Origin of the sequence: Alteromonas portus (assembly GCF_005117025.1) — a bacterium.
GTDB classification, from domain to species: domain Bacteria; phylum Pseudomonadota; class Gammaproteobacteria; order Enterobacterales; family Alteromonadaceae; genus Alteromonas; species Alteromonas portus.
The window spans coordinates 528,199-552,596 of sequence record NZ_SWCO01000001.1 but is presented as its reverse complement, the minus strand read 5'-3'; the positions used below and the strand labels follow the sequence as shown (position 1 = coordinate 552,596).

The window sequence follows — 24,398 nt, the reverse complement described above, 5'->3', positions numbered from 1 at the left end:
CACCTACCTTACTGACTGCAAAATAGTATTGAATAGTTCTTGTGCCGTAGACAAAATTCGCGCCGCAGCCGCATAGCTTTGTTGATACTTAATTAAGTTTGCCGCCTCTTCGTCCAAACTTACGCCCGACACAGACTCAAACCAATTTTGTGATTGCACTTTCATTGCTTCCGCTGAAGCCAATGAGACACTTGCCATAGATGCTTCCTCGCCGATACGCCCTACCATAGACGCATAGGCATCTTGGAACGTTCTCGGCGTATTGGTGGCTTCGCTACTTACCTGAACTTTGTTTTCATTTTGAATAGCGGCTAAGTTAAGCGCGTTACTATTGTCGTTAAAGCCATCTGTATTATAGCTTATTGAAAAGCTATCCCCAGCTTTAGGCACGCCATCTAAGCTAAGGTCAAAGCCGGGATCTGGGCTTATACCCGCCTGACTAATCAGATTATTTAAATTTGTTGTGCCAGTGACAGTCGCTAACACCGTACCGTTTCCATCTAACACTTCATAGGTATCTGCAGCCGTAAAGCTAATTTGAGCTGGTGCTGAACTTAAAAGCCCCCCCGCTCCGTCAAAGGCAGACGTTCCCACTTCCGTATTTGAAACGGTTACGTCAATAACGTTAGCGCTACCCAAGTTTGCGTTATCGGCACCGGCTCTTACCGGATTGGCGAAGGCTAAATCTTCAGGGCGATTGGTGGCTAGGCTTATATTTGAAGCCACATCTTTAGTTGGCTGAATCAGAAACTCGTTACCAACGGTGTAAGGGTCACTTCCTGAAAAATCTACTTCAATTCCGCCAGGGAGTTCATTAAAACCAGAGGTTACCGCAAAGTTTGAATAAATAATGTCATTACCTGAAGCATCTTTTTTAGGTGTGCCATCTGGGTTTAAAAATGTAATTTCTATTTCACTGGGCACGCCTGCAGCAACTGCGGTTACTTCGATTTTATAATCGGCATCAGTTAATTCAGCACCCTTACCTTCAGTGATTTGTGCTGTAACTACGTAGTCACCATTGGTGTCTTCATAGGCTAGGCCTCTAAATGAAGGTATGTCGAAAATGTTCCCGCCGATTTGACCATCTAAATCCATACCGAGTTTGTTCTGCGTATTCATCGCATCTGCAAACGCAATAGACAGCTGACCGACGTCACGCATTGTCGGCCCTAACACGTCGTTGCGATACTCAAAAAGTCCGCCCAATGCGCCGCCAAGGTCACTTTCTAAGATGCGTAACGAGGCGTTATTTTTCGTTTGTGAACCAAAGTCAGTTTCTAATTTAATCTCTTTAGTAGTTAAATCGGCACTAGAGCTTAACTCAAAAAGGTTAAATGCGCCGTTTTCAAGAACAAGCGACTCGCCTGAGGTCAGATTAATTGTTACAGCACCATTTTGCGTAGTGCTCTCTTTAACCGTAATTCCCATGATAGAGGCAAGCTCGTCGATAGCTTGATCTCGTTCGTTAAGCAGAGCGCTTGGTTGATCGCTCGTATTATTACCATTTGCAATAACAATATTGCGGTTTAAATCACCAATATTGCCAATCAGCGTATTCGCCCTGTTTACCATTGAAGTGAACTCCAAATTGAGTTCTTCTTCTTTTTCTAACATGTAATCCGACAAGGTTCTCATTCGGTTGTACAAGGACTCGGATTTGCTAAGTACTTGTTCACGAGACGCAAGATTTGTTGGATCGTCAGCGGCGGTTTGTAGGGCTGAAAAGTATTCACTCAGGCCTTGAGAAATTGAGTTCGCTTCACTAGCTAGTAGGTTATCAATGGCTGTAGTTTTACTAGAAAAGGCTTCAAGTTCCCCCACTGCGGTGATGTCGCGGCGCAGCTGATTTTGTGCAAATACGTTGATAATACGTTCAGTATTGCCAATCTCCACACCAAAAACTTGACTGTTTTGAAGCTCAGTGCGCTCGCGAACATAGCCAGGCGTATTGACGTTTGCAATATTGTTACTCGTAGTTTGAAGTAGCTTGCTGCTAGCGTTTACGCCGCTTGTGGCTAATGAATATAAATCAACAGAACTCACTGTATTCTCCTCACCTATGGCCCCTACACTATGGCATCAGCGCGCTAAGACGTTCGCTGTTATACACGGCCATTATCTTGCTTGCGTATTCAGGGTCGGTAGCATAGCCCGCCTCTTGAAGCGCATTAGTGTAACGCGCAGCATCAGAAGCATTTTCCACAGCATGGCTATAGCGAGGCTGTGATGTGATAAAGCGTCCGTAGTCTTCCATCGCTTCTTCTACCGATGAGTAAGACCTAAACGCAGCTTTTTGTTTCTGAGGCAGTCCGTTGTTAAATTCCAATGTATCCACTACCGCTTGCTCACCTTGCCAACCTTTGTTGGCCTTTATGCCGAAGAGGTTGTGCGAACTACTGCCGTCGGATTTGTGAATGACAAACTTTCCCCACCCAGTTTCTACGGCCGCTTGAGAAACGATTGCTTTCGGGTCCATGCCATATTTTTCCGCAACTTTTTCCGCTATAGGCATAAGACTTTCAACAAACTGTTCTGGGCTTTCAAACATGGCATCTTTTTGTGCCGACTGTGTTTTAATCGAGTTAGAAGAAAGCGCAATATCTTGTGCTTGGGCAACCTTGTATTCACGATTTCTATTTAGCGATGAAAGATCACCGTCGCTTCTAATAACACTTGCTGGTGTATAGCTGTTTTCCGTTTGCCCGAGCTGTTTAACTATTACATCAGCCAGCCCCAAGCCTCCGCCTGATGTAAGGTCGGTTGCAAGCTGCTGGTCGTGCATATCGCGATAAAACTTTACTTGTTGTGAATTAAAAGGACTGTCTTCATCAGCAAGGGCATCTTGCGCTTTACGCATGGATTTCAGCATCATTTGCACGAATATTGCCTCAAACTGCTGCGCAGCCTCTTGCAATACTGTCTCGTCACCTGACGCAATGGCTTCACGCATTTTATTAATGCTGCCCATATCGTGGACGTTGCGTGCCATATCAAGCTGACTTTTTGTGCTAAGTGATTCCATTGTGCTTATTCCGCTATAACCCTATCTTTTTCGCCGACTACTTTTGTGCTTCTCGTTTGTTTAAATAATAACGAGCTCACCGCGCAACGCGCCTGCTTGACGAAGTGCTTCTAGAATTGCCATTAAGTCGCCTGGTGCCGCGCCAACTTCGTTAACCGCACGCACTAACTGATCGAGGGTAACGCCAGGCTCAAACTTAAACATTCTGCTATCTGCCAAGTCCACATCGACGATTGACTGAGTGGTAACTACGGTTTGACCTTCAGCAAAAGCATTAGGTTGAGCAACCTGCTGATTTTCAGAAATTGTCACAGTTAGGCCACCATGAGTAATGGCAGCAGGTAATAGACGAACATCGCTGCCTATCACAATGGTGCCTGTACGGCTATTTATCACAACGCGCGCTGGCGCATCTGCGGGCGTAAATTCAAAGTTTTCTAACGTTGCCAAAAAGCCCACGCGCTGACCCACATCACGAGGGGCTGTTACGCGCACAGACGCAGCATCTATAGGTTTGGCAATAACATATCCGTTCTCTGGCTGTGCGCCTAAGCGCTCGTTTATGGTGTCGGCTAATGCTTTCGCCGTTGAAAAGTCTGGATAATGCAGGTTGAGCGTTAACGTGTCGCCATTGGCAAAACCACTGGGAACAGATTGCTCTACCATAGCGCCATTTGGAATTCTGCCAACCGTAGGCGTATTTACGACAATACGAGATCCGTCGCCGCCCTGTGCACCAAAGCCACTTACCACTAAGCTACCTTGTGCTACCGCATAAACTTTGCCATCGACACCACGTAGAAACGTTTGGAGAAGTGTTCCACCTTGAAGGCTCGACGCCTCACCTACGGAAGAAACCGTAATATCTATGGTTTGACCCGGTTTTGCGAAAGCAGGCAATTCAGCATGAACAGCCACCGCTGCAACATTTTTGATTTTGGGCTTAGTGTTAGCATCCAAACTAATACCAAAATTGCTTAGCATGGTTCTAAAACTCTGCTCGGTGAATGGGCTTTGCTCGCCGGTACCAGGTAAACCAACGACAAGACCATACCCTACTAATTGGTTGCTACGCACGCCCTGTATGCTTGCTAAATCTTTAATACGCTGCGCCGCTGCTTGTGAAGATAAAAGCAGTGTTAATACGGCTAATACGACTGAAAATAAACGCATGTCCACTCTCCTACCAAAAGCCTAAAGAGGCCACCAAGTTGAATCGAAAAACTTAGTTAACCAACCCTTTTCTTGCGCTCTCGCAAATGTACCTGTGCCCGAGTATTGAATGCGAGCATTGGCTACCTTCGTTGACACTATCTCATTCTCTGGACTGATATCTGCGGGGCGAATAATGCCGGTTAAACGGATGTACTCATCACCATGGTTTAACGTTAACCACTTCTCACCGCGAATAACCAAATTATTGTTCGGCAATACATCTACAACCGTTACGGAAATAGCGCCGTCTAAACTGTTGCTTTGGTTAGCTGCAGCATCACCGGTAAAGTCGCGAGAAGATCCGATCCCTAACTGAATAGATTGGCCACCAATATTTACCGCCTGACCACCTAGGCCGGTTATCGTATCTAGGTTTACGTTTGTGTCTTTGGCCGTAGTGGTGTCAGCAGACTTACTGGCTGACGTACTTTCGTTTAACGTAACCGTAATAATGTCGCCCACTCGTCTAGCGGTGACATCTGAGTACAAACTATTTGCCATGTAGGAACGAAATAGCGAACCGTCTTCAACCACCGTTTCACGCGGGTAATCTGGCACTACTGGCGCAAATGACGGATCATTTGCTTGAACAGGAGGCTCGTTTGTACTGGCGCAGCCGCCAAGTAAAAGTAGAGCAACAGATAAACCTAAAATACGCATGATGTTACCTATTAAAGTTGCTGGATAACCTGACCAAGCATTTGGTCAACTGACGAGATAACTTTAGAGTTCATCTCATACAAGCGTTGGCTCTCGATAAGGTTAACTAATTCTTCGGTGACGTTTACATTAGAGGTTTCTAACGTACCTTGAGAGATATACCCTAGTCCTTGAAGGCCTGGGACGCCCTGAATTGGCGCTCCGCTAGATGCAGTTTCCACAAACAAGTTTTGCCCAATTGGTTGAAGACCCGTTGGGTTAACAAAATCTGAAATATTCATCTGCCCCAATACCTGGGGTTCAGCTTGACCGCGAATACTCACGCTAATTTCGCCATCTTGAGAAATAGTGATCTGCTGTGCATCTTCTGGGACGGCTACCTCAGGCTGAAGCAAGAAGCCAGCACCAGAGGTAACGATTTGCCCTTGGTCGTTTAATGAAAATTGACCATTTCTTGAGTAAGCAATAGTGCCGTCAGGCTGCAATATTTCGAAATAGCCTCGGCCTTGAATCGACATATCTAAGGCGTTCTCAGTGGTTAATAAATTGCCTTGCGTATGTGCTTTTTGCGTAGCGACTACTTTTGAACCTGAGCCAAGCATAAGTCCAGAAGGCAGTTCTGTGTCAGCAGATGAACGCCCCCCTGGCTGGTTAATATTCTGATAAAGCAAATCTTCAAACACCGCGCGGTCTTTTTTGAAGCCAACCGTTGATGCGTTTGCTAGGTTGTTAGACACCACTGCCACATCTGTTTGTGCGGCGTCTAGTCCGGTTTTACTTATCCATAGTGCTGGATGCATGTTAACCTCCGACGTTGCTCATAGGGCAACGGTGATAAAAATTCGTTTACAGTATGCGTAGTAATGCGTTACCACTTTGATCTAGTTTCTCGGCTTGCTTCATCATTTTGACCTGTAGCTCGTAATGACGCTGCAGGCTTATCATGTCCACCATCTCTTCAACGGCATTCACGTTAGAGCCTTCAAGCATGCCAGACATTACTTTGACGTTTGCATTAGCAGGCGCAATTGAGCCATCTTCCATTCTAAATAAGCCGTCGTTGCCACGTTCCATATCAGCGTAGTTAGGACTAACCAATTTAAGGCGGCCGACTTCTTCGATCACATTGGCTGGGGCACCTAGCTGCCTCATCGACAAGGTACCGTCGGCGGCAATATTTAGGTTATCAAGAGGTACAGGTAAAAAAATTGGCCCGTTGTCACCTAGTACCACGCGGTCGTGAATGTCTGTCAAAATTCCGTCATCGCCTAATTTAAAGTTACCATCACGGGAATAGGCTTCTTGACCATTTTGATCTTGTACCGCGAACCAACCATCCCCTTGAATAGCCACATCTAAGTCGCGGTCCGTTTTAATCATTGGGCCCGACTCATAGTTATTTGACGGGCTTTCAGTCATAGAGAACACGCGGGTTGGCAAACCTTCGCCGTAGGCCGGCATGGACCTAGCTTGCTCTAGCTGGGCTCTAAATCCGGTGGTCTGTGCGTTAGCTAAGTTATTGGCTCTAATCCCGGTACCTAATAGGTCTTGAGATGCGCCACTCGCTGAAATATAGAGAAGTTTGTCCATGACTGACTTTTGACTCTGATTAAACCTTAAACAAGATTTTGCAAAGGCGATGCCAACCTGTGGATTTTTACGTCAGATAGAAAATATAGAAGCTAAAGAATTGATAATATGAGGAAAATAAAAGAACCGCTGTGACGCGGCTCTATTAAATAACGGCAACGATAGAGGATTTTTCCGCCTATTCATTGCCGCTTTTTTGTTTCGTCGAACGAGTCTAAACGTTAACTATCGAATGTTCAGAATAGTCTGGTTTAGTGAATTGTTTACTTCCAGAGCTCGTGAGTTAGCCTGGAAGTTACGCTGAGCAATAATCATATCGATAAGCTCGGTAGTCAGGTTAACGTTAGCTTGTTCTAGCGCAGAAGAATTTATTTCTCCAAACGTACCGGTTGTAGCTTCACCCGCTAGTGCCTCACCTGAAAGAATACTTTCTTTCCATTGAGTACTGCTTTCTTGAGTTAGGCCTTGTTCGTTAGAAAAACGTACCAGTGCAACACGAACAATAGGCTCTGATGTACCGTTAGAGAAGGTAGCGCGAACCAAACCGTCAGGGCCGATATCGATACCCGTCAGTCGACCAACTGGCAAACCGTCTTGTTCTAATGACGTTACTTCAAACGCTGAAGCAAACTGAGTTGGCTCATTAGGCGTAGCGTTATTCACATCTAGATTGAAATCAATGCTTATCTGTTGTGTCGGATCTGAACCATTTGCAAGAATACCCGCACCTAGTGCTTCAGTTTGCATTTTAAAGTCTAGCGTAGGTAAGCCATCTGGTGTTTCCATACCAGAGAAATCACCGCCCTGAGAGAAAATAAGTTTAGATGCTGTTACGGCGTTACCCGTGTTACCGCCAACTGAATTGACGGCGGTAGCTGGGTCAGTATCAGCGCCTGTTGAATCTGTCATATCGACGAGGGTATCGTCTATTGCAGTCGCAACGTACCACTCGTTATCAACCCCTGCCGTGTTGTCTTTAATGAAGTAATACGTCATTACGTGACTATCACCCAACGAATCATATACCGTCACCGATGTTGCGGCGTTGTAGGTAAGTGGATCTTCAGGGTCAAAGTCCTGAGGATCTAACGCAGCATCCCCTGCAGGTAAGTTCATACGAATATCAACTTCTGTGGTTTGTGCTGGCGACCCCGATGAATCAGGAATACGTACTGGTTCCGTTGTACTTAATGCAACTGATGCACTTGTACCGTCTGAGTTTACAGGGAAGCCCAGCAGGTTGTCGCCGTTACTGTTAACTACAAAGTTGTCGCTATCGAGCTTAAACTGGCCAGCGCGAGTGAATGAGAAATCGCGAGACGTAATTTCAGGTACTGTCGCAAAGAAACCGTTACCTGTAATCGCTAAATCGAGCGACGTGTTGGTAAACTGAAGGCTGCCCTGAGAAAATTGCTGAGCAACTTCTTGAGTAAGTACACCGTCACCCACTTTCGTTTTGCCGCCTGAAAGCAGTGATGCTGCATAAACATCACCAAATTCTGCTCGAGATTCTTTAAAGCCAACCGTATTTACGTTTGCGATGTTGTTGGCGGTTACATCCAAATCTTTTTGTGCGGCCGATACGCCACTCAGTGCAATATTAAAAGACATTATTGATTCTCCTACTAACTGCCGATTTGAATGACGTCATCAAGGTTGATACTGACATCACCATCCAAATTCAAAATTACGCCCTGACCACTACCGGCCAAGCTTACGCTTCCAACATGACGATTAACGGCAGTATTCAGCTGCACACCTTCACCGTTAAGCTCGCCAGTAGCACTGATAACATATTCACCGGGTGCCATCTGGTTACCATGCTTATCTTTGCCGTCCCATTCAAACTCAATGTTGCCTGCACTTTGTGTACCTGCATCAATAGTTTTAATCACTTCACCGAATTGGTTCTCAATGTTAATTGTCATATTTTGAACCGTACTCTCGTTTACGATAACGCCTGAAATCCCATCGCCTTCATTTGCCATATAGCCAATATTACCTTGGACTAGCACGTTTTGACCGATAAGGCTTGACGCCTGCAGCGCTTGGTTCGATGTCATAGAAGCAGCAAAGGATTCAAACTTTTCGTTTAGCTGAGAGATACCGTCTGCCATCGTAAATGACGTCATTTGCGCCACCATCTGATCATTATCAACCGGTGCCGTAGGGTCCTGATTTGCAAGCTGTTCAGTTAACATTGAAAAGAAATCTTCTTGTGTTAACTGCTGCTCAGTACCATCGGCAATTTTGACGGTTTCTTCCTGCCAATACAGATCGGTATTTAAGCCGGTGTTGTTTATGGTGTTCACTAATTAATCCTCACATTATTCAAGCGGCAAATTACTGCCCTTGACCTAACTGCAGTACGCGGCGGAAGATTCGTTTAGTGGTATCCGCTACTTGTACATTTGTTTCATATGCTTTTGACGCTGACATCATATTTGCCATTTCTTCGACAATGTTGACGTTTGGCTTGTAGATATATCCATTTTCATCTGCCATTGGATTATTAGGCGAATATTCCACATTAAGCGGTGCGTCGCTTTCCACAATACCTTTAACTTGAACACCTGCCCCCTTAGACTGGTCACGCATGGCATCCTGTAGTGCGGTTGCGAAAACAGGGTGGCGGGCTCGGTAGGTTTCGTCATAACTGCTGCTTACAGAGTTTGCATTGGCGATGTTACTTGCCGTGGTATTTAGGCGCACATTTTCTGCCTCCATACCGGTGCTCGAAATTTGCATTACATTAAATAAACTCATGACTATTGACCTCCTGAGCCAAGCGCTTTTTTCATGCCTTTGATCTTTCCGTTCAAAAATTCAAGGCTGGCTTGGTAGCGCAAACCATTATCTAAAAATCGGTTTCTTTCCGCTTGAACTTCTACCGTATTACCGTCGCCGGTATCTGGCTGAGTGGGGATGCGGTACTGCATGTCAAAGTTTGCCGCTACCGACGTAGAATTGCCGCTTAAGTGGCGTTCATTGGTCCGCACCATTTTTGATGAGTGTCCCGTTGAATTACCTGACGCCTCTTGCATTGCAGACTGCATAGCTTTATTAAAATCAATGTCTCGTGCTTTATAACCAGGCGTATTAGCGTTGGCTAGATTACCTGCAATCACTTCCATACGCTCAGTACGTATATTGAGCGCTGATTCGTGAAAGCCCACCAACTTATCTAGGTTAATAGCCATAACATGACCTCTGACATACTTAAAACATTTTCTATGACAAGCTAAACGAACGTACATAAAGAAAGACATTGCCGTTTTACTGTCGTTTGTAGAATAGTTAGCAAGGCAGATGCCAAAATGAGATTTTGACGGGAAATAGAAAGGTAATAATTCTGACCTGATTTATAAAAACCTTTATTAATCAGGCCAGTAAATTAGATTATTTTTTTTGGTAGTAAAGGCCAGGGTGGCACTTAACCATGCTGTATATATCGCTTGCAGCACTGATAGATTCCGATGCGCCAAGGAATAACACGCCCTGAGGCTGCAGTTGTCCGGCAATTTGTTGCAGGATCCGCTGTTTTACTTCTGATGAGAAGTAAATCAATACGTTGCGGCAAAACACGATGTCAAAGCGGCCAAGTGCTGCATAACTTGTAAGCAGGTTCAAACTTCTAAAGCTTACCATTCTGCGAACTTCAGGCTTTACCTGCATTAGACCTTCTTCGTTTTGTTGAAAAAATGCTTGTCTTCGCTGAGGAGATAACCCTCTTGCCAGCGACAGTTCGTCATAAATGCCTAGCTCGCATTTTTGTAACATTTCAGATGATAAGTCAGTTGCCACAATTTCGACGCCAGCTCTCAATGCTCCTGGGCGTTGACGCTGAAATTCAAGCACCGACATCGCAATAGAATAAGGTTCTTGACCTGAAGAACAAGCAGCACTCCAAATACGGATCTTTTGGTTCTTTGCAGATAAGGTCGGCAGCAGATCCTTTATAAGAAGGTCGAACGGATAATTATCGCGAAACCACAAGGTTTCATTCGTTGTCATCGCGTCGATTACACTTTGTAATAACGCTCTATCGAACCCTCGCACAACAACATCAATCAGTTCGTCAGCTGATTCATATTTGTGCTTAAACAGCAATGAAGCCAGCCGGCTACGCACTAAGTACTGCTTATTTTCTCCTAACACTATGCCGCATTGCTTTTCAAGAAACTCTCTGAACTTTAGATAACTTGCAGGCGAAACGTCTTTATTAGCCAATCCGTTTTTGCTCCGTTACTCGCACTCAGTCATCAGCCATTTCTGAACTGCTGTCGCTAATTCGTCTGGATGGAATTTCGCAATGAAGTCATCCGCCCCAACCTTCTGTACCATAGCTTGGTTGAAAACACCGCTTAACGAAGTGTGAAGTACCACATGCAGTTTCTGAAGTTCTGGAATATTTTTGATCTCTGCGGTAAGCGTATAACCGTCCATTTCCGGCATTTCGATATCCGAAACTAGTACACCAACGCGGTTTGTTACGTCACCGTACTCTTCGGCAATTTCTTTAAGTCGGTTGAGTGCTTCAAGGCCATTTTTAGCAAGCTCAATTTCAAGACCTAGCGACGTAAGTGCCTTTTTCACCTGATTTCTCGCTACTGCCGAGTCATCAGCAATAAAGATAATTTTGTTTTCTTGCCCTTCGGTAGTCAGTCCTTCAGCAACATCCGCACTCACCTCGGCATTTAGTGGAGAAATCTCGTTTAGAATTTTCTCTACATCTAAAATTTCGATAAGTTCGTTTTCAACTTCCGTTACTGCCGTCAAGTAGCTCGCTCGCCCTGTACCTTGTGGCGGTGGCATAATGGCATCCCAGTTAGTATTGATAATACGCTCGACAGCGCCTACCAAAAAGCCTTGAACAGAACGGTTGTATTCGGCAATTACAATAAAGGCATTGGAAAGGTCTTCAATCTTTCGACCGCGGGTTGCCATACTTAAATCAATGACCGAAATAGTTTGACCACGGATATGGGCAACACCTCGAACCAATGGGTTCAATTTCGGCATTGATGTAAGTGGAGGACACTGAAGCACCTCACGCACTTTAAACACGTTAATACCAAACCGTTGACGACCGTTCAGTCTAAACAGCAACAACTCTAAGCGATTCTGCCCAACAAGCTGTGTTCGCTGGTTTACCGAATCTAAAATCCCCGACATAGGTCACCTCTAAGTAATACTGGGCATGATCATTGCCTCTTATGTTAAAGATAGACAATATCACTAAATTTTTGCAGGTCAAACGACAGAAAAATGACGCACAAGGTTTGATTAAGCTTCACAAGCATTTCAACGTTGCCCACGAGGTGAGCCGTTGTTGAAGCTGTCTACCCCAACCTTTGAACTTAATTTTGCCGCCAAACCTGTTATTCATAAACATGGGTTTTGTTAAGCATAGTCAATAACTCGTAAACTGAACACGAAAAGTCATGATGAAAAAGATAAACGAAAAAATGCGTATCACATTCTATCGCTCATTCGCCAGCTTAGTACTCGGTTTGCTCAGTGCATATTGCTATGGGGCAGCGACCAACCATGAGCAAGTTGAGGAAGGTGCCAAGCAGTACTTGATAAATCAACTTACTGATAATGCGCAGGATACTAACATCGATGTCGCTATTGTGAAGATAGACGATAGGATAAATATCCCCGATTGCCCAACGGGCTTTCAATACAATGCATCACCGGAAGCACTTAGCCAGTCATATATATCGGTGCGAGTTAGCTGTAAGAATAATGAATGGTATTTATTTACCAGCGGACAAGTAACGCGCACCAAAGAAATCGTAGTCACCCAAGGCGCAATAAGCCCAGGAACTGTTTTAACAACGTCCAATTTAACAATGGCAGAAGTTGACGTACGTCGTTTACGTTATACTGCATTCACTGACTTAGCTTCGTTGATTGGTGCAAGAATGAAACGTCGCATTACCGATGGTCAAGCTATACAATCAAATATGCTATGCTTTGTTTGTAAGGGCGATAGAATAACGATTACCGCAGAGGTTGCGGGAATGGAAGTTAAGACGGCAGGAATAGCGCAGCAGGATGGTGTAGTTGGCGACAACATTAAAGTGATTAATGCCAGTAGTCAGAAGGCCGTCATCGCCAGAGTCGCAAGCCCTGAAGAAGTCGTGATACACTTGTAAAAGTGAGTGTGAAATATCTACTATTTTGTTCTCAATTTAGCTAAAGATATTAGCCAAAAGGTCGATATATATCACAGAGGCAAAATAGTAGTGAGGACTAGATATGGCAATTAATAATATAAACAATGGGTTACCTAAAACACCCGTTGATAATGGGAAAGTTGCGCAACAAAACCAGACGCAACAATCTCAACAACAGGCTTCAGCGCAATCGGCACAAACAGCCCCAGCGCCAAGACAAGACTCGGTTTCATTGACGCAATCTGCACAGCAGCTGAATCAAGTTCAAAAGAAAGGGACTGAAGCACCTGTGAACCAAGAAAAAGTAGATCGCTTAAAGAAAGCGATTCAAAGCGGTGATTACAAAGTAAATCCAGAAGTCTTGGCGACTAAAATAGCGAAATTAGAGTCTGAGATATTTGGCGCTAAGTAATCAGCGAATAAGAATTAACCTCGTTTCATGAGATAGGTACAGTGGCAGAACAAGTAAGTGAATTAACACAAGCATTATCACGCCAAGTAGAGCAGATGTCTTCACTGGCCGCTTTACTTGAAAAAGAGTTGCAGCTTATTAGTTCACGTGACGCTGAATCTTTAATGAAGTTATTAGACGAAAAAACGTCGCTGTTAACGTCTATTCAAACTCTTGACGCGAGTATAGAAGGTTCTATCGATAGTCATGAATCATTGTCAGAAGAAGATGAAGCCTTAATGGCTAACGCTAAAAAGCTTCTTGACGACTGTAAATACCGTACTCAAGTTAATCAAAAAGCCGTTGAGCAAGGACAGCTACGCCTCACCCACTTACGGAATTTGATGATGGAAGTTAGAGCGAAAGAGTCGCTAACTTATGACAAGAAAGGCAAGCCCAAAGGTGGCTCTTTGGGTTCTGGCGTTAGCGCCTAGCCCCCATGTTCTGCTCTTACGCGACCAACACTCAATAGTATTTCACATCCTTAACTCGTCGTGGCTTTGTGGTAGATAAATAAATATCGTAGACCTGCTGCATATCTAACGAAAGCTCTGTTACGTAAGTATCCTCTCCCACAGGATAGGTTTTAACGACTTCAGCACCTCTTATCACGCCTTCAACAGAAGCGCGCAGCGTTTCGCTATCAACAACAAGGCGAGACACAGACTGGCTACCCTCAATTTTTTGTCCGTAAACCTGCTCGGTTAACTCTCGATATGCATCTAATTTTGACGCTTTCATTGCCATTATTAGCTTCATACTGTCGGATTCACCTTTTTGCGATGAAATAGGTGCATAACCCACAGCCTTTAAAACAGGATAAGTTTCAGGCTCGACGGTTTCCCATTCGACGTGTTTATCAATGATGCCACAACCACTCAAAGAAATTGCCAGGCCAAACATGGAAGACCGCAAAAGTAACTTTGAATTTTTAAGTCCATTCAACCACATAATTTAAAACCTCTGTGTGCATCAATAACGAATTAGTGACGTCTAAATGTTTACCTTTATCACCTGTATAGACTAATAGTATTTCAGTGTATCGTTTCGAATCACATCAACTTTCACAACGACATTTTGTAGTCATATACCTTAGCAAGAAGGAGTTAAGCAATATATGCGCCCGTTTTCTTTAGAAGATAGCTCCCACCTTTAATTGGCACTTTTTTCGCATAGTTCCCGCAAAGGTTACGACATTATTTAATCGCAATAACAAAACAACCACAGGGGTGTCACGTGCGACAAGCAAGTAGATTAACGCTAATGGCATGGTTAAGCAGAGCAATGGCCGCGGTTTGCCTACTTGGCCTGGTAGTGGGGCAAGCCAATGCCGTTTGGTATGAAGCCACAGGACAAGCGGTGGTAATGAACGGCAACAAAGAAGCCGCTAAGCGAGCTGCAACGCAAGACGCCCTTAAACAAGCCATGCTGTTTGCGGGGGCATCAGTTCAAAGCGTAGCAAAATTGACAAATGGACTGCTTAAAAACGAAGAAATGACGATCCGCTCGACGGGCGAAGTAGAACAGCTTGAACTCGTCAGCGAGACGTATAATGGGGACGTGGTAACGGTCAGCGTGCGTGCTGACATCTTTCCTAAAGGTGAAATATGCTCAGCGCAGCACGATGAAAAACATTTTTCTACCACTCATTTTAGAATAAGAAACAGAGCACAATTAACCCAAGGAAATATTCCAAACTTTGATAAAGCATTCACACAGCGTTTAGCTAAAGCAATGCAAGACCAGTCAGATAATCTCAGCATTTCTTACGTGGCCCCCCACACTGCAAAGTTCGATAGTCGTTATACAGACAAAAACGTACGCACCTTGTCAGATCAAAGTAACACGCAGTTCGTCATTATTGGGGTTATTGATGATTTAAGCGTTACGCAAAAAGAAGCATCGATATTCACTCCATGGAAAGCCAATACTTCATATCGCGCTTTTGCAATGACTGTACAAGTTTATGACGGAATAAACGGCGGACTATTATTTACTTCCTCTTACGATACTAATGAAGAGTGGACGTTTGATAGGTTTGAAGACGTAGATGAATTTTCGTCGACCTTTTGGCAATCACGCTACGGTCAAGCAATTGACACGTCAATCAGTCAATTAATAGAGGATATTAAAGAAGCAACAGCCTGCCAACCCGTTACTGGGCGAGTCATCAATATTGCGAACAATAAAATTTCGGTATCTCTCGGGCGAGACAATGGCATTTCTGAAAAAGATGAACTATACCTTTATCAGGCCAAAGAGGTGGTCGACAATCGCGGTAGAAAATATCTTCAATATACGCTCTACCCCGGTACATTTATTGTGGATAGTGCATTTGGCAATTCGTCTGTGGTAGTCAACGCCACGACGGGAATTACGGCGAATATTCAGGAAAACGATTTTGTAGTTAAGAAGTAAGTCAGCTTTCTCATTATCAATTACATATCGCTATGGTTGGAATATCAACAAGGCCGTGTTATACCTATAACAACGTATTATATTCGATACTTAAAATTTAGATAGAGACAAGTACTCTACCTTATACTTTAGTATGACCTACACAAATAAAATATGACCCTTTCTCTGTTTGCGTCGCATTGCTTAGCATTAGTAGCCTTGCTACTGGCTGGACAACAACTGAGGGATCACTACGTAATCGAGTTCCCAAAGCTTGAACAGGAAGTTAAAAATAATTTTGGAGCTGACAAAGCATTACATGTCAGCGCGCTAGAAATAAAACTTCACGATCTTGAAAATAAGGCCGTTAAAGAGCAGCTTATCGGTGTAAACGCTTTCTTTGACGAGCATATCCAATACGCCACAGACGATGTCGTTTTTAAAGAAAAGGACTATTGGGCAACACCTTCTGAACTTTTTGGCCATTCTCGCGGAGATTGTGAGGATTATGCCATTGCAAAATACGTAGCTCTGCTACACTTAGGTATCGATAGTTCTAAACTTCGCTTAATTTATGTTAAAGCAAAGATTGGTAGAAGCCGGGTAACCCAAGCACACATGGTTTTAGGATACTATGACACCCCTTCATCGGATCCTCTGGTGCTCGACAGCTTAGTGTCTAATGTGTTGCCAGGCTCTCAACGGACAGACTTAATTCCTGTTTTCAGTTTTAATGATTCAGGAATTTGGCAGCCTGGGAAAACGGCGCAAGTCTCGACTTCTACAAGCAGACTATCACGGTGGCGTGACGTTATTGAACGCATGAAGCAAGAGGGGATTAGCAGAAGGTCTTAGGAGTTTATGTCAATAACAAGAGAATTATGGCTTGCCATAGCAGTTGTCGTCCTTGTTGCAATTGCGGGTAGTGTCACAATTCATGGGTTTACTACTAAACAATACGTAGAAGAACAACTCTATTCAAAAAACTTAGACAATGCGAGTATGCTTGCTCTAACGTTAAGTGGCCTTGAAAAAGACCCTGTTTCTCTAGACCTCTTTATCATGTCCCAATTTGATATTGGTCATTATGCCTCTATCGTACTTCAAAAATCTGATGGCGAAATTGTCTCTGCGCATACACATGAGGTGCAATTAGATAAGGATACGCCGCAGTGGTTCTCAGACAACTTTTCCCCCAACGTCAAGCCAGGCATTGCTCAGGTTAGTGAAGGCTGGGGTCAGTACGGCACAGTTTATGTTGAAACCGACACTAGCTTTGCTGTCGCCTCTATGTGGCGCGCCACTCAACGTCTTATCATAGGTTTATCGCTTGTCGGTGTATTCTCGGGCTTATTAGGGGGCTGGGCGCTGCGCTTTATTATTAGACCTCTAGACGGTGTTGTCCGCCAAGCAGAGTCGTTTCAAGAGATGCGCTTTATCCAGCTCAAAGAACCTCGTACGTTAGAGCTTAAGCGCGTGGTGCGCGCTATGAATTTTCTTGCTACTAACTCTAAAAAGATCATGGAGGAAGAGAATACTCGCCTTGACCTTATGCGCTACAAAACACAATTTGATGACGAGTCTGGTGTAGCAAATAGGGATTATTTCATCTCTATTCTAAAAGGGCAGCTGGCTTTTAGAGACACGGAAGGTGTGAACTGCCTGTTCTTTGTGAGATTCACTGAAGGTGAAGGCTTTTTGCGCTCACCTGCTGCAACCAGAAAAAAGCGTATTCGCGATTTCGTCGAGGAAATTAACGACTGCTTATCACTACATCATCATCAGTTTACCGACAGTCGAATTGCAAGAATGCAGAAAAACGAGTTTGCTATTCTGCTTACAGAAACTCATGACGCTATGGCTATTTCAGAAGCGGTCCATGGCGCTTGCTTGAGTGCATTTAGTGAAGCCGGCGATCCAAAGGTGTTCCAATCTGTTGTTAAACTTCGCCCCGACGACAGTTTTTCTGCCTTATTAATGCGGGCAGATGCGATGATTGACGAAGCAGAATTGTTAGATATGGACGAACCCTTCATAGAGTCAACGCTCAAAGAGTTTATTAGCTTAGTAGAGCAAAAGCGCTGGGAAAAAGAACTACAAAATACTATTGACGAATGTGGCGTAGAAACCTTTAACTTTCCCGTATTAGATATTGATCGCAATTTGGTTCATTACCAAAGTTGGGCGGGAGTAACGATAGATGGCGAACTAAGAAAAAGTGGTTATTATACCCACTGGGCTCGCTATCTGGGGCTTTTACCTCAGCTTGAGCTAACTACCATTACCAGCTTAATTAACTACATAAACCGCACCAATACAAACTCGAAGTTTGCCTTTTTGTGTTCTGAGCAATTTATGCTCAACCCGGAAATTCTTGCTCAACTTTATTATCAAATTGGAACCAATGAAAAAGCTGCAAAGCAATTATGTATTGAGGTGCGAGAATCTACCGCTACGCGCTTCCCTGATGAGTTTAGAGACTTTTGTACAACGCTTAAAGCCAAAGAATGCGAAGTGGGTTTAAAGCGAGTTGGAGAATCCTTCTCGCAATTGTTGAACGTTCAAGAGATGGGATTGGATTATGTGAAAATCGATTCAGCGTTTATGGCAGATATCGATTTCAATCCAGCCAATCACGCATTTATACGTGGTTTCTGCTCTCTCGCTCACACTTTTGGTATAAAGGTCTATGCAGATGGCGTTAAACGCTCAGATCACCAAGAACTATTCATTGAATTAGGGATAGATGGTGTGGTTTCACATATTGAAGTTATAGAGCATCTTTTAAATGACTAAACTCACCTAAGCGAAGCAATAAGCTTATCCGGTCTTTCGCTTCAAACTTGTGAAGGAGCGTACCAACGTACTCTTTAACGGTACGCTCAGTAATACCATGCTCTCTTGCTATCTCTTTATTGCTTAACCCTTCCAAAATACCATTCAACACATCTTTTTCTCGGTTTGTAAGCCCTTGTAATGAGGGGAGAACCCGCTTCGTTTGCATGTTAGCGGCTATGTTTGATGTGGTCTGTGTTAACAATTCATTGGGCAACCACATGCCTCCCGCCTCAATAACACGTGCTACCGAAGAAAGTAGAGATTGAGTACCCAGAGCATGGCAGTACGCTCTAGCGCCTAACATTAACGCCGTTTGCATCTCTGTCCGGTCATATTTGTAAGTTAGCAGCACAAGGTTATTAACTTTTTGTTTGGCTTCTACCAATTGTTGACGCCAGCTCTCATCGGTAGTCAAAACCCAAACGCAATCGCTCTCATCACACTCCAACTGAGTGACACTACTATAACTGGACCAAGTGTAGTGAGTCAGTGCACCTTGTAAGTCTTTTTCAGCAATGAAATGTCTCATTAACGCTCCCTCAGCGCAGATGCTGTCACATTAAACAAGGGCGATAAAATATAGTTAAGTACCGTTTTCTTACCTGTCAAAATGTCTACTTGCACAATCATACCTGGCAAAATATCTAGAGACTCATCGGCAATACTGCGCTTAGTTTCTAGTCTTACAAGGTAGTAGGTTTCATCTTTTTCATTGGTGATAGCATCTGCACTTATGTGCTGAACTTCGGCCGACATTCCGCCATAAATGGTAAAGTCGTATGCACTAAATTTCAGAATGGCCGGCTGCCCTTCTCTTATAAATGCGATATCTTTTGGCGAAACTTTTGCCTCGACGATAAGTTGGTCATCTTGAGGAACAAGCTCTACAACCGCGCTTCCAGGCGTGATCACACCGCCCACCGTGTTGATAAGCAGCCGTTGAACCGTACCATTAATCGGTGAACGTATGTCAGCTTGCGATACCACGTCTTCTAAACTCGTTTGAGACTGTTGCAAGGTTGCCATTTCAGCAGTGGCATCGGTCAATTCTTGATTCCAGCGATTAACAAGCTTTAAACGCGCTTCTTCTTTCTTGATAATTTCTTCTTCGATGGCATTAAGGCCTCGCTCAATGGCGACTTTAGACTTAGTGATATTGCCTTCAAGTTCTACGATTTGTCGCTCCAATCGAAGGATCTCTATTTCTGAAACTGCACCTGACGCAAGTAGAGGTTTAGTTACCGCTAGCTCTTTTTTAGAAAGGGATAATACGCTCTGATATTGGGAAAGATTTGCCCTTTCCTCTTCAACATCCTGTCGACGCTGCATAATACGAGAATCAGAACCCGCGGCTACTTCATCAAGTTCAGCTAAATTAGAGTTGTAAAGCTTTCGCTCGTTATCAACAATTGTAGGGGCCCGTTCGCGAAGGTTTCGATTAAATCGCAACACTTCGCCTTGGGTAAGTGCAGACAAGCGCTGAACCTTCGCAGCAAGTGCCGCAAATTGCGTGGTATTCTCTTCCAAACTGGACAAAAAACGTGTCGGGTCTACTTTCAACAGCACCTGCCCCGCTTTTACCGTTTGTCCTTCGCGTACTAAAATCTCCTGTACTATCCCGCCATCGTATGACTGAAGCACCTGCAGTTGTTGTGAAGGAATAACTTTGCCATCACCTTTGGCGACTTCGTCAATTTCTGCGAAGTAAGACCACACCACCAACAGAAACAACACTATTATAACCACATAGAGTAGACCACGAGCTTTCACTGGCGTTTGCATAATACGCGACCATTCAGCTTCCAGTACCCAATCTTGGCCTGGTGGTGGCGCAAGCCAGCCTCGCATAAGCCGCTGTAACCAGTCTTTTTTCTCACCATCACTTTTCAAAATCATGGTGCCCTCTTCAATACTTGACTGGGTTGTCTAAACTGCACTAGCACCTCTTCCTTCTTACCGTCGGCAATAACTTTTCCGTTTTCTACAACAATTACCCGCTCTACCAAATCGAGCAATGTGGTTCTGTGCGTATTAATGATAAGAGTCTTACCCGCTGTCGCCGCCTTGATCGTTTCCTTCATTTGCGCTTCATTAGTTGAGTCCATCGCTGAAGTTGGCTCATCCATGATATAGATCGCTGGGTTTCGCACTATGGCTCTTGCCATAGCCACAGCTTGACGTTGTCCGCCGGATAACAAGCAGCCGCGCTCTCCTACATTCTGCTCTATACCACTCGCGCTACCATTAACAAGCTTTGCCAAACCACACTGGGTAATGACCTCCCAAAACTCAGCGTCGTCGATATGTGTGTCATCTGGCAAAATATTGTCTTTTAGTGAGCCATGAAAAAGGCTCACGTCTTGCGGTACATAGCCTATTTGTTTACGTAGTAGCGTAGGGTCATATTGCTGTAGGTCTATTCCGTCCAACAAAAGTTGCCCGGATTCAGGACGGTAAAAAGCCATGAGGAGCTTGTTTAAGGTTGATTTTCCACATCCGTTTTTGCCTAAGATGGCAACGTGTTCACCTTGCTTGATAGAGAAACTCATGTCCTTTAGCGCAAGAACGGTTTCGTCGGGATACTTAAAGCAGAGCTGGCTAGCATCAATATTGCCTTTAAGTACAACGTTGTTTTTTATTTGTTTATTTCTACCTGTTTCACTTGGCAGCGACATAATGTCATCAAGGGCATTCTTTGCCGTTTCAGCGTGATGAAATTGTGCAAGCAATGCAGCAGCCTGAGAAACCGGTCCCATTGCTCGGCTTGATAGTAAATAAGCAGCAATCAACCCACCTTGGGTAATTACCCCCTCAATAATAAGGTACACGCCAGTGAGGATGATAACCACACCCACCGATTGCTGGATCCAAAGCGCTGCGTTATTTACCGACATTGATACCAAACGGAGTTTAGCGTTCACTTTAGCTAGAAATATCGTCTGCTTTTCCCACGCACTTTGGTTTCTACTTTGGTAACCGAACGCTTTGACGTCCTCTAAAGACGTTACGCTTTCAGTCACAAGCGAACTTTTACGAGAGCTAATTTCCATCGATTCTTCAGAAAGTGAACGCATTACCCGTTGCGCCTTCATTGCATAAAGGAAAAGCGCAGTAGCCCCAATGAGTATTGGAATGATCAGATAAAAATCGATCATGGCGATAATGACTACAAACAGTAGCCCAAAGGGTAAATCAACCAGCGCCACTAAAGTGACAGAACCAAAGAACTGACGGATACTTTCAAAAGACTGTAGGCTATTTATAAATGATCCACTTTTGGCCGGTTTACTAGCCAAGTTTATAGACAGCACTTTTTCCATTATTTTTGCCGATAGCGTGACGTCCAAACGACTTGCCGCTAACTCAACAAAGTATTGTCTGAGCATGCGCAATAGAAAATCAGCGGCTAGCACAAGCAAAACGCCAATAGCTAATGCCCACATGGTCTCTAAAGCAGCATTGGGCACTACCCTATCGTAAACATTCATCACGAACAGGGGTAATGCAATAGAAAGTAAACTGATAAAAACGGACGCTAAAAGGACATCGCGATACAAACCTTTTGCCGTTCTAATGGATGACCACAACCAGTGCCCCACTGATGACTTATCAATTTGAGCATTGGTTTCTTGTGCGTTCATTTCGGGCCGAGCAAAAATGACGTACCCCGTATAGCAGGCGCTTAGTTCATCTCTAGGTACTTCCACTACAGCATCGTCGAGTTCTGGATAAGAAACTCTGGCATGGGTATTATCGAGACCATGCAGTACACAGGCCTGCTTCTCATTAAGCACTAAAACGGCGGGTAAAATCGCAGTGTTGATATGGTCTAGTTCGCGCTTGACCGTCCTGCTGGCGAGTCCCGCGCGTTTTGCTGCGCGCTCAAATCCGGTAGGCGATAGTTCACCATGATCTAAAGGCAGTCCGCTAAGCAAGCTAACTCGAGATACATCTAAATGATGGGCGTGACAGATTGTTATTAAACAATCCATCAACACTCCCCCTTGTCTCTCCAAATAAGATATGTCGTCTACGACCTTCTTTTCCTTCATATAGGCCTACACATCGCTATTCGTTAGTAGGAAGCTGGATAATAGCCGCTTCAATTCTGCGATTTCGAGCATTCGCTTCATCTGATTCTTCATCAACCAGTGGACGACTCTCTCCATAACCAACCGCAGTAATTCTTCTTGCTTCTATATTGGCTTTGGTCATCAGCAACGACGCAACTGCCTTTGCTCTGCGTTCAGACAAGCGCTGGTTGTATGCCGCATCACCATCTAAAGAAGCATGGCCGTGAATGATGACACCAGAATTGGGGTCGCTATTAAGTGCATTAATCACGTCTTGCAGCGAATTTTCGTACTTAGGCAAAACCTCCGTCGAATTAGATGCAAATTCAATATTGACGTTAAAAGACTCTATTATATTCGCATTGTCTAACGTGAAGTCTGCGGCACTTGGCTCTGGCACCATCTCAGGTTCTTTGGCTTCACAGCCGAAATCATCTACCGCAGCGCCCGGCGTTGAATCAACACAGTCGTCCCATAAGTCGACAATACCGTCCCCATCAGTGTCCCGTTTGAGTATATTTAACTCATCTTCAAAGTTGGTGCGAACGGCTGGGCAGACGTAGTTGGGATCATAAGTAATTTTTTCTTCTGCTTTATCTAATACATCAGGCACGCCTTCTTTTGTGATCCCTAATGTATTCGCCAAGCTTCCAGAAGCTGCAAGCAGTCTTACGCGAGCTTTTTCCAAAGTATATTGCGCCTCTAAATACGCGCGACTTGATTCGTAGTACTCATTTTCTGAATCAAGTAAATCCAGTAGTGAGCGTTCGCCTATGGTGAATTGGTCCATATACGCAGACTTAACTCGGTCTGAAGATAAGCGATGAGCATTAAGTGAAGGTAGCTGCTCGGATATATTAATAATGTCGTTGTAAGCAATTTGTACCGTTTGTCTCATATCGATACAGGCTTTGTCCCGCAAGTCTTTTGCTAAATCAACCTGCGACAATGCTTGTCGAATCGCTGCGCGGTCCGAACCGCCGTTATACAAGTTATAAGAAAAATTAACGCCAACGCTCGCCTCGGTAATGGTGTTATTTAATGCAGCTTGATCCCGTGTTTGCGCACCATAACTTGCGGTCAGGTTCACCTGAGGGTGGTAAAGACTTCTTGCGCTATCAACCGCATAACGTTGTGCATCTATATTGTAAATAGCAGCGTTGAACTGAGGATTTGTGCCGTATGCACTGGTAAGCAACGATTGAATATCCGTTACATTTGCATCAACGAACGCGGAATTTATCGTTACTGATTGAAGATTTTGAGCAGGTTTTTCGCCCACTAATCGCAAAAAGCGTGCAGTTACATCGTGTAAGTTAGATAGCTCAGTCAAAACATTAGATTCGGCTAGAGACAGACGACCACTGATTTGTTCTAAGTCAGCTCTGCGACCGACACCTGCCTCAACACTCTCTTCAATTTGTTTGAATACATCTACGTGAGTAATCAAATTTTCTTCAGCGAGCTTTAAAAGTTCCCGGAACAACTGCACATCCATATAAGCTAGAGATGTATCTAGAGACTTCTGCTCTATTTCGCCCATTAGTTCGAAAAAGCGTACCACTTGTGCTTGCTTAAAACGCTTAACCTCACTGCTAGTTAAGAATCCATCATATAGCATTTGGGTTAACGTAATTTGCCCAGTATGCCCCATGTATTCGCGATCTAACCCATAGTTTCTGTCGGTATAAGCACTAGAGGCCAATACATCTACCTGAGGGCGAAAGCCGCCACGCGCAATGTCGACATCTGACATTGCTACTTGAAGTTGTCGCCAACTGGCTTGCACTTCTGGATTTTCATTTACTACCTTGCGTACATAGTCTTCCAAGCTGACAGACGAGTTACCAACAACATTACTTTGAGCAATAGTAGCATGAGCTAGCACAGCGCCAGTTGCCCCAATAACAACTCTGGTAAGCACTGATTTCATGAACTTCATATATACGTCTCACTATACAAAA

General features: G+C 44.2%; 23 protein-coding genes. 6 read left to right on the top strand and 17 right to left on the bottom strand.

What is annotated here, in order from left to right:
• Nucleotides 1-3: 3 nt before the first annotated feature.
• The 12 genes from flgK to E5672_RS02165 all read right to left on the bottom strand — a co-directional run bounded on the left by flgK (nucleotide 4) and on the right by E5672_RS02165 (nucleotide 11,665).
• Entirely contained in the window at nucleotides 4-2,046 is a 2,043-nt protein-coding gene (gene flgK / locus E5672_RS02220) for a flagellar hook-associated protein FlgK (protein WP_136780727.1), read from the bottom strand.
• 28 nt (nucleotides 2,047-2,074) lie between these two features.
• Complete coding sequence (gene flgJ, locus E5672_RS02215) at nucleotides 2,075-3,025, bottom strand: flagellar assembly peptidoglycan hydrolase FlgJ (protein ID WP_136780726.1); 951 nt, start codon at nucleotides 3,023-3,025, stop codon at nucleotides 2,075-2,077.
• Between the two features lie 60 nt (nucleotides 3,026-3,085).
• Entirely contained in the window at nucleotides 3,086-4,198 is a 1,113-nt protein-coding gene (locus E5672_RS02210) for a flagellar basal body P-ring protein FlgI (RefSeq protein ID WP_136780725.1), read from the bottom strand.
• Nucleotides 4,199-4,219: 21 nt separating this feature from the next.
• Nucleotides 4,220-4,900: a flagellar basal body L-ring protein FlgH gene (gene flgH, locus E5672_RS02205; RefSeq protein ID WP_136780724.1), complete on the bottom strand. Its 681-nt coding sequence runs from the start codon at nucleotides 4,898-4,900 to the stop codon at nucleotides 4,220-4,222.
• A gap of 11 nt (nucleotides 4,901-4,911) precedes the next feature.
• Nucleotides 4,912-5,700, bottom strand: a complete 789-nt coding sequence (gene flgG, locus E5672_RS02200) for a flagellar basal-body rod protein FlgG (RefSeq protein WP_014997599.1) — start codon at nucleotides 5,698-5,700, stop codon at nucleotides 4,912-4,914.
• A gap of 46 nt (nucleotides 5,701-5,746) precedes the next feature.
• On the bottom strand, nucleotides 5,747-6,490 hold the full coding sequence (locus E5672_RS02195; protein ID WP_014997598.1) for a flagellar basal body rod protein FlgF: 744 nt from the start codon (nucleotides 6,488-6,490) through the stop codon (nucleotides 5,747-5,749).
• Nucleotides 6,491-6,715: 225 nt separating this feature from the next.
• Nucleotides 6,716-8,101: a flagellar hook protein FlgE gene (flgE, locus tag E5672_RS02190; protein ID WP_136780723.1), complete on the bottom strand. Its 1,386-nt coding sequence runs from the start codon at nucleotides 8,099-8,101 to the stop codon at nucleotides 6,716-6,718.
• Nucleotides 8,102-8,115: 14 nt separating this feature from the next.
• On the bottom strand, nucleotides 8,116-8,802 hold the full coding sequence (gene flgD / locus E5672_RS02185) for a flagellar hook assembly protein FlgD (RefSeq protein WP_136780722.1): 687 nt from the start codon (nucleotides 8,800-8,802) through the stop codon (nucleotides 8,116-8,118).
• Nucleotides 8,803-8,833: 31 nt separating this feature from the next.
• A complete protein-coding gene (gene flgC, locus E5672_RS02180) occupies nucleotides 8,834-9,256 on the bottom strand; it encodes a flagellar basal body rod protein FlgC (RefSeq protein ID WP_025254327.1) in 423 nt (140 codons plus the stop codon).
• A gap of 2 nt (nucleotides 9,257-9,258) precedes the next feature.
• Nucleotides 9,259-9,690 carry a flagellar basal body rod protein FlgB gene (flgB, locus tag E5672_RS02175; RefSeq protein ID WP_136780721.1) on the bottom strand — a complete coding sequence of 144 codons (432 nt, stop codon included), beginning with the start codon at nucleotides 9,688-9,690 and terminating at the stop codon, nucleotides 9,259-9,261.
• 199 nt (nucleotides 9,691-9,889) lie between these two features.
• Nucleotides 9,890-10,720, bottom strand: coding sequence for a CheR family methyltransferase (locus E5672_RS02170; RefSeq protein ID WP_136780720.1), 831 nt, complete (start codon nucleotides 10,718-10,720; stop codon nucleotides 9,890-9,892).
• Nucleotides 10,721-10,735: 15 nt separating this feature from the next.
• Nucleotides 10,736-11,665 (bottom strand): chemotaxis protein CheV, encoded by a 930-nt coding sequence (locus E5672_RS02165; RefSeq protein ID WP_136780719.1) that lies wholly within the window; start codon nucleotides 11,663-11,665, stop codon nucleotides 10,736-10,738.
• A 269-nt stretch (nucleotides 11,666-11,934) separates the two neighbouring features.
• Here E5672_RS02165 and flgA point away from each other — a divergent pair, with 269 nt between their 5' ends.
• The 3 genes from flgA (at nucleotide 11,935) to flgN (ending at nucleotide 13,560) form a co-directional block, all read left to right on the top strand.
• Entirely contained in the window at nucleotides 11,935-12,654 is a 720-nt protein-coding gene (gene flgA / locus E5672_RS02160) for a flagellar basal body P-ring formation chaperone FlgA (RefSeq protein ID WP_240692135.1), read from the top strand.
• Nucleotides 12,655-12,757: 103 nt separating this feature from the next.
• Nucleotides 12,758-13,087: a flagellar biosynthesis anti-sigma factor FlgM gene (gene flgM / locus E5672_RS02155; protein ID WP_136780718.1), complete on the top strand. Its 330-nt coding sequence runs from the start codon at nucleotides 12,758-12,760 to the stop codon at nucleotides 13,085-13,087.
• Nucleotides 13,088-13,128: 41 nt separating this feature from the next.
• Nucleotides 13,129-13,560: a flagellar export chaperone FlgN gene (gene flgN, locus E5672_RS02150; RefSeq protein ID WP_136780717.1), complete on the top strand. Its 432-nt coding sequence runs from the start codon at nucleotides 13,129-13,131 to the stop codon at nucleotides 13,558-13,560.
• A gap of 31 nt (nucleotides 13,561-13,591) precedes the next feature.
• Here the strand turns inward: flgN and E5672_RS02145 are convergent, their stop codons facing one another.
• The gene (locus tag E5672_RS02145) at nucleotides 13,592-14,077 is read right to left on the bottom strand and encodes an LPP20 family lipoprotein (protein WP_136780716.1); all 486 of its coding nucleotides are present in this window, start codon (nucleotides 14,075-14,077) and stop codon (nucleotides 13,592-13,594) included.
• A 285-nt stretch (nucleotides 14,078-14,362) separates the two neighbouring features.
• Here E5672_RS02145 and E5672_RS02140 point away from each other — a divergent pair, with 285 nt between their 5' ends.
• From E5672_RS02140 to E5672_RS02130, 3 genes are all read left to right on the top strand, one after another.
• Nucleotides 14,363-15,544: a flagellar assembly protein T N-terminal domain-containing protein gene (locus tag E5672_RS02140; RefSeq protein WP_136780715.1), complete on the top strand. Its 1,182-nt coding sequence runs from the start codon at nucleotides 14,363-14,365 to the stop codon at nucleotides 15,542-15,544.
• A 153-nt stretch (nucleotides 15,545-15,697) separates the two neighbouring features.
• Nucleotides 15,698-16,378, top strand: a complete 681-nt coding sequence (locus tag E5672_RS02135) for a transglutaminase-like cysteine peptidase (RefSeq protein WP_136780714.1) — start codon at nucleotides 15,698-15,700, stop codon at nucleotides 16,376-16,378.
• A 6-nt stretch (nucleotides 16,379-16,384) separates the two neighbouring features.
• Entirely contained in the window at nucleotides 16,385-18,319 is a 1,935-nt protein-coding gene (locus E5672_RS02130; RefSeq protein WP_136780713.1) for a bifunctional diguanylate cyclase/phosphodiesterase, read from the top strand.
• Here the strand turns inward: E5672_RS02130 and E5672_RS02125 are convergent.
• The 4 genes from E5672_RS02125 to E5672_RS02110 form a co-directional block, all read right to left on the bottom strand.
• Nucleotides 18,294-18,890, bottom strand: coding sequence for a response regulator transcription factor (locus E5672_RS02125; RefSeq protein ID WP_136780712.1), 597 nt, complete (start codon nucleotides 18,888-18,890; stop codon nucleotides 18,294-18,296). The two genes, E5672_RS02130 and E5672_RS02125, sit on opposite strands and share 26 nt — an antisense overlap.
• Nucleotides 18,890-20,257: an HlyD family type I secretion periplasmic adaptor subunit gene (locus tag E5672_RS02120; RefSeq protein ID WP_136780711.1), complete on the bottom strand. Its 1,368-nt coding sequence runs from the start codon at nucleotides 20,255-20,257 to the stop codon at nucleotides 18,890-18,892. Before E5672_RS02120 ends, E5672_RS02125 begins: the two co-directional genes overlap by 1 nt.
• Nucleotides 20,254-22,353 carry a type I secretion system permease/ATPase gene (locus tag E5672_RS02115; protein ID WP_136780710.1) on the bottom strand — a complete coding sequence of 700 codons (2,100 nt, stop codon included), beginning with the start codon at nucleotides 22,351-22,353 and terminating at the stop codon, nucleotides 20,254-20,256. Before E5672_RS02115 ends, E5672_RS02120 begins: the two co-directional genes overlap by 4 nt.
• 76 nt (nucleotides 22,354-22,429) lie before the next feature.
• Nucleotides 22,430-24,376 carry a TolC family outer membrane protein gene (locus tag E5672_RS02110; protein WP_136780709.1) on the bottom strand — a complete coding sequence of 649 codons (1,947 nt, stop codon included), beginning with the start codon at nucleotides 24,374-24,376 and terminating at the stop codon, nucleotides 22,430-22,432.
• Nucleotides 24,377-24,398: the final 22 nt, after the last annotated feature.

Excerpts from the sequence above, each read along its gene's own strand:
- flgE (WP_136780723.1), bottom strand. The coding sequence starts at position 8,101 with ATGTCTTTTAATATTGCACTGAGTGGCGTATCGGCCGCACAAAAAGAT.
- E5672_RS02125 (WP_136780712.1), bottom strand. The coding sequence starts at position 18,890 with ATGAGACATTTCATTGCTGAAAAAGACTTACAAGGTGCACTGACTCAC.
- flgH (WP_136780724.1), bottom strand. The coding sequence starts at position 4,900 with ATGCGTATTTTAGGTTTATCTGTTGCTCTACTTTTACTTGGCGGCTGC.
- E5672_RS02145 (WP_136780716.1), bottom strand. The coding sequence starts at position 14,077 with ATGTGGTTGAATGGACTTAAAAATTCAAAGTTACTTTTGCGGTCTTCC.
- E5672_RS02195 (WP_014997598.1), bottom strand. The coding sequence starts at position 6,490 with ATGGACAAACTTCTCTATATTTCAGCGAGTGGCGCATCTCAAGACCTA.
- flgA (WP_240692135.1), top strand. The coding sequence starts at position 11,935 with ATGATGAAAAAGATAAACGAAAAAATGCGTATCACATTCTATCGCTCA.
- flgM (WP_136780718.1), top strand. The coding sequence starts at position 12,758 with ATGGCAATTAATAATATAAACAATGGGTTACCTAAAACACCCGTTGAT.
- E5672_RS02110 (WP_136780709.1), bottom strand. The coding sequence starts at position 24,376 with ATGAAGTTCATGAAATCAGTGCTTACCAGAGTTGTTATTGGGGCAACT.
- E5672_RS02120 (WP_136780711.1), bottom strand. The coding sequence starts at position 20,257 with ATGATTTTGAAAAGTGATGGTGAGAAAAAAGACTGGTTACAGCGGCTT.
- E5672_RS02130 (WP_136780713.1), top strand. The coding sequence starts at position 16,385 with ATGTCAATAACAAGAGAATTATGGCTTGCCATAGCAGTTGTCGTCCTT.
- E5672_RS02135 (WP_136780714.1), top strand. The coding sequence starts at position 15,698 with ATGACCCTTTCTCTGTTTGCGTCGCATTGCTTAGCATTAGTAGCCTTG.
- flgJ (WP_136780726.1), bottom strand. The coding sequence starts at position 3,025 with ATGGAATCACTTAGCACAAAAAGTCAGCTTGATATGGCACGCAACGTC.
- flgC (WP_025254327.1), bottom strand. The coding sequence starts at position 9,256 with ATGAGTTTATTTAATGTAATGCAAATTTCGAGCACCGGTATGGAGGCA.
- flgB (WP_136780721.1), bottom strand. The coding sequence starts at position 9,690 with ATGGCTATTAACCTAGATAAGTTGGTGGGCTTTCACGAATCAGCGCTC.
- E5672_RS02210 (WP_136780725.1), bottom strand. The coding sequence starts at position 4,198 with ATGCGTTTATTTTCAGTCGTATTAGCCGTATTAACACTGCTTTTATCT.
- E5672_RS02115 (WP_136780710.1), bottom strand. The coding sequence starts at position 22,353 with ATGGATTGTTTAATAACAATCTGTCACGCCCATCATTTAGATGTATCT.
- flgG (WP_014997599.1), bottom strand. The coding sequence starts at position 5,700 with ATGCATCCAGCACTATGGATAAGTAAAACCGGACTAGACGCCGCACAA.
- E5672_RS02165 (WP_136780719.1), bottom strand. The coding sequence starts at position 11,665 with ATGTCGGGGATTTTAGATTCGGTAAACCAGCGAACACAGCTTGTTGGG.